General features: G+C 70.7%; 11 protein-coding genes and 1 pseudogene. 7 read left to right on the forward strand and 5 right to left on the reverse strand.

Going from position 1 to position 9,839, the window contains the following annotated elements:
• Positions 1-205: 205 nt before the first annotated feature.
• Both ACFYPG_RS02795 and map read right to left on the reverse strand, forming a co-directional pair.
• Positions 206-910: pseudogene (locus tag ACFYPG_RS02795) on the reverse strand (CDP-alcohol phosphatidyltransferase family protein); the annotation flags it as partial.
• Between the two features lie 163 nt (positions 911-1,073).
• Entirely contained in the window at positions 1,074-1,847 is a 774-nt protein-coding gene (map, locus tag ACFYPG_RS02800; protein WP_387349807.1) for a type I methionyl aminopeptidase, read from the reverse strand.
• Positions 1,848-1,912: 65 nt separating this feature from the next.
• Between map and ACFYPG_RS02805 the strand changes: the two genes are divergently transcribed.
• Entirely contained in the window at positions 1,913-2,215 is a 303-nt protein-coding gene (locus tag ACFYPG_RS02805) for a helix-turn-helix domain-containing protein (RefSeq protein WP_387349810.1), read from the forward strand.
• Between the two features lie 89 nt (positions 2,216-2,304).
• Here the strand turns inward: ACFYPG_RS02805 and ACFYPG_RS02810 are convergent, their stop codons facing one another.
• Positions 2,305-3,477, reverse strand: coding sequence for a lactonase family protein (locus tag ACFYPG_RS02810; protein WP_387349812.1), 1,173 nt, complete (start codon positions 3,475-3,477; stop codon positions 2,305-2,307).
• 235 nt (positions 3,478-3,712) lie between these two features.
• Between ACFYPG_RS02810 and ACFYPG_RS02815 the strand changes: the two genes are divergently transcribed.
• On the forward strand, positions 3,713-4,108 hold the full coding sequence (locus ACFYPG_RS02815) for a hypothetical protein (protein WP_387349815.1): 396 nt from the start codon (positions 3,713-3,715) through the stop codon (positions 4,106-4,108).
• Positions 4,109-4,160: 52 nt separating this feature from the next.
• Here ACFYPG_RS02815 and ACFYPG_RS02820 read toward each other — a convergent pair whose 3' ends face one another.
• On the reverse strand, positions 4,161-4,910 hold the full coding sequence (locus ACFYPG_RS02820; protein WP_387349818.1) for a glyoxalase: 750 nt from the start codon (positions 4,908-4,910) through the stop codon (positions 4,161-4,163).
• 166 nt (positions 4,911-5,076) lie between these two features.
• Between ACFYPG_RS02820 and ACFYPG_RS02825 the strand changes: the two genes are divergently transcribed.
• Genes ACFYPG_RS02825 through ACFYPG_RS02840 form a run of 4 tightly spaced genes read left to right on the forward strand, consistent with a single transcriptional unit; the run spans position 5,077 to position 8,334 of the window.
• Positions 5,077-6,006, forward strand: a complete 930-nt coding sequence (locus ACFYPG_RS02825; protein ID WP_387349819.1) for a hypothetical protein — start codon at positions 5,077-5,079, stop codon at positions 6,004-6,006.
• Positions 6,003-6,455, forward strand: a complete 453-nt coding sequence (locus tag ACFYPG_RS02830; RefSeq protein WP_387349822.1) for an ABA4-like family protein — start codon at positions 6,003-6,005, stop codon at positions 6,453-6,455. Before ACFYPG_RS02825 ends, ACFYPG_RS02830 begins: the two co-directional genes overlap by 4 nt.
• Positions 6,456-6,460: 5 nt before the next feature.
• Positions 6,461-7,711, forward strand: a complete 1,251-nt coding sequence (locus ACFYPG_RS02835; protein ID WP_387349824.1) for a sensor histidine kinase — start codon at positions 6,461-6,463, stop codon at positions 7,709-7,711.
• Positions 7,708-8,334 carry a response regulator transcription factor gene (locus ACFYPG_RS02840; protein WP_355006527.1) on the forward strand — a complete coding sequence of 209 codons (627 nt, stop codon included), beginning with the start codon at positions 7,708-7,710 and terminating at the stop codon, positions 8,332-8,334. Before ACFYPG_RS02835 ends, ACFYPG_RS02840 begins: the two co-directional genes overlap by 4 nt.
• 31 nt (positions 8,335-8,365) lie before the next feature.
• Here the strand turns inward: ACFYPG_RS02840 and ACFYPG_RS02845 are convergent, their stop codons facing one another.
• The gene (locus ACFYPG_RS02845; protein ID WP_387349827.1) at positions 8,366-9,082 is read right to left on the reverse strand and encodes a YoaK family protein; all 717 of its coding nucleotides are present in this window, start codon (positions 9,080-9,082) and stop codon (positions 8,366-8,368) included.
• Between the two features lie 70 nt (positions 9,083-9,152).
• On the opposite strand from ACFYPG_RS02845, the gene ACFYPG_RS02850 reads away from it, so the two are divergent.
• Positions 9,153-9,833: a GntR family transcriptional regulator gene (locus tag ACFYPG_RS02850; protein WP_355006525.1), complete on the forward strand. Its 681-nt coding sequence runs from the start codon at positions 9,153-9,155 to the stop codon at positions 9,831-9,833.
• Positions 9,834-9,839 lie beyond the last annotated feature (6 nt).

Consider the following 9,839-nt stretch of genomic DNA (forward strand, 5'->3'; position numbering starts at 1 on the left):
AACCCGGGCATCCTTCCATGATCTTTGTTGGTCGCGGCGTCCGGGAGGCTCAGACGCGAGCGGTCCCGCGTCGGGCGACGGTGACCGTGGGACGGTCCGACCAGGGCAGCCCGTCCGGCCGGCCCGAGCCCAGCGCCGTCGCGGCGCTCGGGGCACTGTGGCTCGCCGAGTTGCCCGCGTGGACCGTCGCGGCCGGGGTGGCGTGGGTGACGGCGCGGCGGCGGTGCCGGGTCGTCCAGAGCCAGGTCACGTCCCGCCCGAACGACTCGACCAGCAGCGCCACCGACACCACCAGCACCATTGTCGTCAGCGGCGCGGGCAGCACGTCGGCCATCGCCACCGTCAACACGACGCCCTGGATCGCGGCGACGACCTTGCTCCAGTAACGCGGCGGCGCGGATCCCCGCATCCACTCCAACACCCAGGTCGCGGCGCCGTAGAGGTAGCGCATCGCGCCGATCACGAGCACCCAGCCACCCACCGCGGGGGCCACGTGCAGGCAGAGCACCAGGACCAGGACGGAGTCGATCTCCATGTCGAAGCGCGCGCCGAGCTCGCTGGTGGTTCCGGTACGGCGGGCCGTGTACCCGTCGACGGCGTCGAGGGCCAACGCCACGCTGGTGAGGACGACCATCAGGGTGACCGGCGCCGACCGGCCGAACGAGTCGGCGGCCAGGGCCGTCACGCCGCCGACGAGGATCGCCCGACTCAGTGTCACCCGGTCGGCCGGGCTGAGCGCACCCGCGCCCGAGCGGGACATCCCGCGGCTCAGCAGGGCGCACAGGACCACCCCGTACGCCAGCCCCGCCAGCCAGCCCGCCGCGCCCAGACCGACCGTCTCCGCCAGCAGGGCCAGCAGGCCGATCTGCACGAGCAGTCCGATGACCGGACCAGTTCGAACCGTTGACATCGTGCCTCCGCGACTCTGGTGGGTGACCCTGACCGTCATCACGGAAAATATGACCGATCGGTTCATTCTGAACGCGACCCGCAGGGGTCCCACACAGAGACCTGCCCCTCGGCCGGCCGGTTAATCGTCCACCGTGGGTGCGGGTCGACAGCCGGTCCGTCGGTCAGGGCGCCGGCCGGGTCAGCACCTCGGCACCGTCGTCGGTGATCGCGATGGTGTGCTCGCTGTGCGCCGTCCGGCAACCCGTCGCGCTACGGAGGGTCCAGCCGTCGGCATCGGTGACCAGCGTGGCGGTGTCCGCCATCACCCAGGGCTCCAGCGCCAGCAGCAGCCCCGGGCGTAGCCGGTAACCGCGACCGGGGCGCCCGGTGTTGGAGACGTGCGGGTCCTGGTGCATCGTCGATCCGACGCCGTGACCGCCGAACTCCGTGTTGACCGAGTATCCCGCCGCCGTGAGAACCGAGCCGATCGCGTGGGAGATGTCACCGATGGGAACGCCGGGGCCGGCGGCGCTGATCCCCGCCTGCAACGCGCGCTCGGTCGCGTCGATCAGCGCGACGCTCTCCGGGGGCCGCACGTCGCCCACGATGAAGCTGATGGCCGAGTCCGCGACGACTCCACGGTGGGAGACGGCGAGGTCGAGCGAGAGCAGGTCCCCGTCGGCGAGTGGGTAGTCATACGGCAACCCGTGCAGTACGGCGTCATTCACCGACGTGCAGATGTAGTGGCCGAACGGCCCACGCCCGAAGGACGGCTCATAGTCGACGTAGCAGGATTGCGCCCCGGCCTCGGTGATCATGGCCTGCGCCCACCGGTCGATGTCCAGGAGGTTGGTGCCGACCACGCAGCGGCTCTTCAGCGTCTGCAGGATGCTGGCGACCAACGCGCCGGTGTCCTTCGCTCGCAGCACGTCGGTGGGGCTCAGGATCTCGATCATGCAGCGCCTTCCTCTGGCAACCAATAAGTATCCCGGCCATATTATCCCGGTACTAGAATCGGGGCATGGTCAGGTTGCCGCTCACTCCCGAAGAGCTCGAACGCGGACAGCGCCTCGGCGCGCTCCTGCGTCGGGCCCGTGGAGAGCGTTCGATGCTCCTCACCGCGCTGGACGCGGGCGTCTCGCCAGAGACCCTTCGAAAGATCGAGTCCGGCCGGATAGCCACCCCGGCCTTCCCGACCATCGCGGCGATCGCCGACGTCCTCGGACTCTCCCTCGACGCCGTCTGGTCGGAGATCAACACGTCGGACGGCAGCGCCGAACTCCCCCGGCCGACACGCGGCGCCCGCGAGCGGTTGGCGTCCTAGTCTCGACCCGCTGGCGCAGCACGACGCCGCGACCCACCAGACGAAGCTGGTCCCGGTCGACGGACGACCGGGACCAGCGGGTGGTGCGCTCAGGAGGCGGCGATGCCCTCCATGCCGATGCCGTCGGCGAACGTGGGCAGACCCTCCACAGTGGTGACGAGATTCAGGGACCCGTCCTCGTGCACCTTGTAGCCCTGCACGTTGCCAGCGGTGGCGTTCTGCACGTACAGGAAGCCGTCGCTGGTGGTCATGTCGATCGACCCACCGTTGGTGTCGGCTGCGACGTTCTTGACGAGTTCCAGCTTGCCGTCGTCGTCGACCCGGTAGGAACTGATGGTGGAGCTGCCGGCGTTGGCGACGAAGAAGTAGTCGCCGACACGCTGGATCCAGCACGTCGCCTGCTGCCCGTTGGGCACCGACGGGCCGACCTGGTCGAGCGCGCCGTCGTCCTCCAGCTCGAACCGGCTGACCGCGTTCGCGCCCGACTCGGTGACCAGCAACGAGTCATCGGTGTCGAAGGTGAAGCCGAACGGGGCGTTGCCCGCGTCGCTGACGACGGGGTTGCGGGACAGCTTGCCGTTGCGACCGATCTCGTAGCTGAACATGACGTTGGCGGCCTTCGTCGACACCAGGACGAACTCGCTGTCCGGGTCGATCTTGACCTGGGCCGGGGCGGTCCCGAACGCGGGCGGGTTGCCGTTGTGCAGCCCGAGCGACCGGTTGGCGTCCTCGATCCGTGACAGGCGCCCCTTGTGCAGCTCGAAGCCCTGCACCGAGCCCTCGCCGCCGGCGTTGAGGACGTAGACGAGGTCGCCACGGGCCGCGACGCTGACCGGCAGCAGACCGCCGGACCAGATGACCTGGAGCTTGTGCAGCCTGGTGCCCTCGACGCGGAAGACCGTCACGGTGTTGCTGCCGGCGTTCACGGCGAACAGCAGCCCGCGGTGGTAGGTCAGGGAGCCCTGCGAGGCCAGCGCGTCGAGCGGCGCGCCGATGGTGAAGCCGCCCAGCCCTCCGGTCTCGTACTCGCCCGCCTTGGTGAGACGGCCGTCCTCGTCGCGGTCGTACACCTTGATGGTGTTGCCCTCGGCCTTGTTGGTCTGGACGAAGACAGCGCCCTCGTCGCCGTCGTGGTGATCACCCCCCTTGCGGTCGTCGTGGTACCCGGGGCCACCGCCATCGGCGAAGGCGGCCCCGGGGATCGATCCGATGCTGGTCAGACCTGCGAGGAGGGCTGCCGCGAGCGCGACACTGCGCTTCATCACTGACTCCTTGTGCACCCGAAGGGAGGAATACGAGTTTTCCTCTCCTTCGAAAGCTATCGGAGCAGCTAGGCGGGTTGGTCGCAGTTACCCTAAAGCGGTAATTCCATGTCGATTTGCGAAATGACGAGACGAACGGGCGACTGTGGCGCTCGTCCGCCACAGCCCACGGGGCGCACGGTCCGCAAACCGACGGTGATGGCGTGTCAGAACCACCGGATGGGATGCTGCACTGGTGATTCGCTACCACGCCGTCTGGGTCGGTCTGGCGATCGGGCTGCTCACCGGCTGTTCCGAGCCGCCGTACGCACTCCCCGACCGGGACGCGGCTGAGGTGCAGGCTGAGGAGGCGCGTCTCGCGACGCTCCTCCCCGTAGAGTTGCTGGGCGGGCCAGGCACCTGCCAGGTTCGGCTGCTGGGGCGAGACGGTTCTTCGTCGTTCGCCTGGGCGCACTGCGAAGCAGCACCGGGGGTCGGGGAGGGCTCGGGAGTCTCCGTACCTGTGCGGGTGGACGGCGATCGCGTCACGCAGCCCGGCGATGGGAGCGAATACTCCGCGAGCGTGCGTCGCATGTTCCCGGAGCGGCTGGCGGAGAAGGTCCTCGACGACGACACCGACGTGCGGCCCTGACTGATTCGGGCGACAACGACATCGCTGAGGCTGGACGCGGGGAGGTCCGGGGTCAGCGCGGGTCGGGCCACCACGGTTCGAGGAGGGTGGGGTCGGCCACGTACTGCCCTACCTGTGTCCGCTGCTCCGGAGTCAGCGACAGCGCCTGGAGTCGGGCGCCCCACTCGGGCACCCGGTCTGCCTTGTCCAACGCGGTGGCCAACTCGATGAGGCCGGCCAGCGCCATTGCCTGCTCGACCACCGGGGTGTCCTCGGCGCGACGGCGCATCCCCGAGTCGAGGGCCCGGTAGGCCGCCCGGTCGTCCATCTTGAACTCGCGCAGAATCCGCGCGTTGTCGAGCACCCGGGCCAGCCCGTCAAGCTCCGTCGACCCGCCGTACTCCACGTCGTCCGGTTCGTCGCGCTGAATGAAGACGATGGTGTTGCCGGACGGGTCGACGACGCTGAACCGCGACGCCCCGGCCCGGTAGCGGGTCATCCGAGGCAGGCCCTTGACCAGCACCTTGCCGTAGCTGCGGCGCATCGCCTCGGTGAACGCCGCGTGGTACGGCCCCACCGCGTCCACCATCACCAGGCACCCGCCGGACTGCTCCTTCGCCGGGTCGAGATTCTTCGGTGCCGGCCCGTAGTGCAGCTGGAACCCACTCCAGGTGAACGCCAGGTACACGTATGGCCTGAGTTGCTCATAAGCCACCTCGAACCCGAGGGCCCGCCAGAACGCCAGGGTCTCCTCCGGGGCTGGGCAGTGCAGCAGCGGCACCGTGGTCTCGTTCGGCTGGACACGGTCCATGTTGGTCGTCATCGTCACTCCCGGTCCGGTCGACAGGCCGGCCATTGTGCCAGCACCACCGAGCGGCTTCGACGGGTTTTGTCTCCTACCAGGGGAGGAGGACCGCTCCGACCACCGGCCGCGACCGGGGCTCGAGGTCGGACGCGATCGGCGTACGCGGCCACGAGCATCTACAGACATGACAACAGTTCTGCGCCGGGCGACGCGCTGGAACCGCCCACTGATGTTCCTGGTATCCGTGATGGCGGTGCTCGGCGTCGTCGCCGTCGTCGGCATCCTCGTCGACCCGCGCGTCCTCACCGGGGCGCCGATCTGGCTCAAGCCGTTCAAGTTCGCGGTGTCGTTCGTGCTGTACGGCGCGACGCTCGCCTGGATGCTCTCCCTGCTGCCGCGACGCAGCCGGGCCGTCGAAACGGCGGTCGTCATCATCGTCGCGGTGGCGGTCGTCGAAAACGCGTGGATAGTCGGTCAGGTGATACGCGGACAGGCCAGCCACTTCAACGACAGCACCCCCCTGAACACCGCGCTGTTCGCGGTGATGGGCGCGGCCATCATGGTGCTCTTCTTCGCGCACCTCGTCATCGGGATCGTGGTCCTGATCCAGCGGATTCCCGATCGGGTGGCCGCGACCGCCGTCGGCTGGGGGCTCGGCCTGTCCCTGCTGGGCATGCTCGCGGCGGTGCCGATGGCGCTGCCGATGCAGGACCCGGGGATCGAGGGGATCGGTGGGGCGCACAGCGTCGGCGTGCCCGACGGAGGGCCGGGGTTGCCGATCGTGGGCTGGAGCACCACCGGCGGCGACCTGCGGATCGGGCACTTCGTGGGGCTGCACGCCCTCCAGGCGTTGCCGATCCTGGCGATCCTGCTGAGCCGGTTCGCGACGCGATTGGACGAGCGCACCCGGGTCCGGCTGCTTGTCGTCGCGGGTGGCGCGTACGGCGTACTCACCGTGTTGTTGACGTGGCAGGCGCTGCGCGGACAGCCGCTGCTGCGGCCGGACGCCGGCACGCTCGCCGCGGTCGCGGCACTGGTGGTCGCGACCGCGGCGAGCGTGACCGGCGTGGTGCTGGCCCGCCGACGTCGCCCGGAACTGGCGCTGGCCGCGTGACCGGGACGCTGTTCTCCCTGACGTTCGCGGTGGCCGCGCCGTTCTGGGCGCTGATGATCCTGCTGCCGCGCTGGTCGTGGACCGCTCGGATCATCGCCTCGCCGCTGATCGTGCTGCCGGTCGTGGTGATCTACGCGCTGCTGGTGCTCCCGGCGTTCGGCGAGGTGCTGCCGGCCGTGGCGTCGCCGACCCTGGCCGGGGTGCGTGACCTGCTCGGCACCTCCGACGGTGCGGCGGCGGGCTGGGCGCACATGATCGCGTTCGATCTCTTCGTCGGGCGGTGGGCGTGGTTGGACAGCCGGGAACGGGGGGTACCGGCGCTGGTGATGGCGCCGGTGCTGCTGCTGACCATCCTGCTCGGACCGCTCGGCCTGGCCGCGTACCTCGCGGTCCGGACCCGGTGGCGGCGGTCGGCGGCCGCCGCCGCCGGCTCACAGCACCTAGGCTGACGACCGTGAGCTGGCCGGGGCGACTGTTCGACATGCGGGACGCGCTCGTGCGAATGGTGCTGCTCGACCTCGCCGGGGTGTGTTACCTGTTCGTCGTCCCGCACTCCAACAGCACGCCCACCACGGCACAGTGGATCCTCGCACTGCTCGCGTTCGCCGTGGCGCTGGTGGCGCACCGGTTGCCGGTGCTGAACCTGGTGGCACAGGCCGCCCTGCTGGCGGTCGCGATCAGCCTGGTCGACGACTTCACCATCAACCAGGTTGGTGCCAGCTGGGCGCTGCTCGAGGTCACCATGCGTGCGCGCCACGCGCGGCCCATCTGGCTGGCCGCCGTGCTGCTTGCCGTGGTCGACCTGACCGACTCGATCGGCGACCCGCCGCGCCGGTTCGCCTCCGGGGTCGTCGGGCTCGCCGTGGAGGTCGGCGTGCCGGTCCTGCTCGGCCTGGTCATCCGCACCAACCGGGAGTTGGGCCGGCAGGCCGTGGAGCGGGCCCTGGCCGAGCAACGCCAGCACGAGTCCGAGAGCCGCGCGGCTCGCGCCGACGAACGCAGCGCCATCGCCCGCGAGCTGCACGACGTCGTGGCGCACCATGTGGCGTCGATGGTCCTGCGGGTCGGCGTGGCCCGGCACGTGCTCACCGACCTCGACCCCCGGGTGGGCGAGGTCTTCGACGACGTGCACGGCACCGGCACCTCGGCCCTCGCGGAGCTGCGCCGGCTGGTCGCGGTGCTGCGCAACCCCGACGGGGTACGCGGCGACGCGGCGCTGACCGCTATCGAACCGTCCGCGCTGCCGGCGGCGATCGGCGCGTCAATGGATCGGGCCCGGCAGGCGGGTGTCATTGTGGAGGCGGACCTCGACCCGGCGATCGGTTCACTCGACGCGGTGCGCGGCATGGCGGTGCTGCGACTCACGCAGGAGGCGCTGACGAACGTGGCCAAACACGCGGGGGCCTCAGCGATCGCGCATCTCGTGGTCGCCGTCCGGGACGGCTCCGTGCACTGGGAGGTCACCGACAACGGGCGCGGCGGGGGGCCGGCGGCCGTGCCGGCCGGTGGCGGGCACGGCATCACCGGGATGCGCGAGCGTGTCGAGGTCCTCGGTGGCCGGCTGGAGGCGGGCCGGACCGGCACCGGGTGGCGGGTGCGTACCGTCCTTCCGGCAGTGGCCGCCGCGTCCACCGACGCGCCGGTCGGGTCGGTGCCCCGCGAGCGGGAGGCCCCGGCCGGGTCGCCCGCGCCGGAGCCGGCGTGATCCGGGTGCTGCTGGTCGACGACCAGCACCTCATCCGGGCCGGGCTGCGCATGCTCTGCGATGCTCAACCCGACATCGAGGTCGTCGGGGAGGCCGACAACGGCCGCGAGGCGATCCCGCTGGCCGGGCGGCTCCTCCCCGACGTCGTCGTGATGGACCTGCGGATGCCCGGCGTCGACGGGATCACCGCGACCAGCCGGATCCTCGCCGAACGCCCCGCCACCCGCATCCTGGTGCTGACCACGTTCGGCGACGACGAGCACCTCTACCCCGCGCTGACCGCCGGAGCGTGCGGCTTCCTGCTCAAGGACGCGCCCCCGACCGAGTTGCTGGACGGCATCCGCCGGGCCGCCGTCGGTGACAGCCCGTTCAGCCCTGAGGTGCTGCGCCGCCTCGTGCAGCGCGCGGTGCACGCCCGCCCGGGGTCGCCACCGGCTCTGCCGGGCCTGACCGCCCGGGAACGGGACGTGCTCGACCTGGTCGCCGAGGGATTGTCCAACACCGAGATCGCCGACCAGCTCCACATCGGTGTCACCACTGTCAAGACCCACATCACCAGCCTGATGACCAAGACCGACAGCCCCAACCGGGTACGCCTGGCCCTGTTCGCTCGCGGCGTCTGACGCTCAGGCCCGCACGCACGGCGTCTGCGGCTCAGGCCCGCATCCGCGCTGACACGGCGATGACGACCACCAGCGGCACGATCAGCAGGGCCGGGGCGACGACCGGCAGGTGCAGAGCGACAAGGGCGCCGACCGCCGCGCCGACCATGAGGGCCAGCAGCACCTGGGCCTTGGGACGCAGGCTGGTCCACGGGCTGCGCGCGGCGACCCCGGCGATCAGGCTGGTGAGCGTGCCGGTCAGGTACGTGGAGGACAGGCCGGACACCCCGAAGCGTTGGATCGCACTGCTCTGCACGCCCAGCGCGACAGCGGACAGCATCAGCAGCGCCAGGTGGACACCCGCGTCGGGGGTGTGCAGGGTGACCTCCCAGACGACGGCGAACACCACGAACACCGACAGCTCCAGGACCAGCGCCCAGGTGACCCGCCGGGGCCAGACCGGATCGTCGGGCTGCACCGAGCCGACGACGCGGGCGCCGGCGAGGACACCGACGATGAAGCTGACGATGGCGCAGCCCGACGTCAGAGCCAGGTCGGCTTCACCTCTGCCGGCCGAGAGCCCGAGCAGGACCATGTTGCCTGTCATCACGCTGGCGAAGGCGCCGCCGAGGGCGAGGAAGCCAAGAGCGTCGGCGCTCCCGGTGAGGAAGGTGAGGACGACGACGAGCGCGTGCCGTCGCCGCAGCAGGCGCTCGTCCCGGGGCGGGGTGACGTGAGGGCGGGTGACGCGGGGCGCTGTGCTCGACACTGTCGGCCGCCTTCCGATAATTGTTCTTCGTATACACTTTGTGCGGACACGTTCACGGAGAGGCGACAAGGTGGCTGAAGACCTACGGGACAAGCTCGGCGCACAACACCTGCCGCTCCGCGATCAGGTCCTCGCCGCGCTGCGGACCGCCATCATCGACGGCGACTACCTGCCCGGGGAACGGCTGACCGAGGACCGGCTCGCCGAGGACTTCGGCGTCTCCCGCAACCCCGTCCGGGAGGCGCTGCGCGTCGCCGAGGCGGAGGGATTCGTCGTGATCCTCCCCCGCCGGGGAGCGGTCGTCGCCTCACCGAGCAGCGGGACCATCACCGACATGTTCGCCGTGCGCGAGCGACTGGAAGCGCTGGCCGCCCGGCTGGCCGCCGAGCGGGCCACAGCAGCCGACGTGGCCTCCCTACGTGCCCTGCTCGACCAGGGCCGCGAGGCGACGCAACGCCACGACCTGGCCCGGGTCGCCGAGCTGAACAGCACGCTGCACCTGCGCATCCTCCAGATCAGCGGAAACCCCTGGCTGTCGTCGATCGCCAAGTCGCTCTACCTCCATGTCCAGTGGGTCTTCCGGCTCGGAGCGGCCGAACGAGCTCCACACTCCTGGGCCGAGCACATCCAACTCGTCGACGCCATCGAGTCGGGCGACGGTGACCGCGCCGAGCGGGCCGCGCTCGACCACCTCGAAGCGGCATCCGCCGCCGCGTACGAGAACGCCGAAGGCGGCTACGGCACCCGCTGACGGGCA

The organism is Micromonospora sp. NPDC005553, from assembly GCF_042871765.1.
In the GTDB taxonomy this organism is placed as follows: domain Bacteria; phylum Actinomycetota; class Actinomycetes; order Mycobacteriales; family Micromonosporaceae; genus Micromonospora.

Coding starts and splice junctions, on each gene's coding strand:
- map (WP_387349807.1), bottom strand. CDS start 1,847: ATGATCGAGATCCTGAGCCCCACCGACGTGCTGCGAGCGAAGGACACC.
- ACFYPG_RS02805 (WP_387349810.1), top strand. CDS start 1,913: ATGGTCAGGTTGCCGCTCACTCCCGAAGAGCTCGAACGCGGACAGCGC.
- ACFYPG_RS02810 (WP_387349812.1), bottom strand. CDS start 3,477: ATGAAGCGCAGTGTCGCGCTCGCGGCAGCCCTCCTCGCAGGTCTGACC.
- ACFYPG_RS02820 (WP_387349818.1), bottom strand. CDS start 4,910: ATGACGACCAACATGGACCGTGTCCAGCCGAACGAGACCACGGTGCCG.
- ACFYPG_RS02825 (WP_387349819.1), top strand. CDS start 5,077: ATGACAACAGTTCTGCGCCGGGCGACGCGCTGGAACCGCCCACTGATG.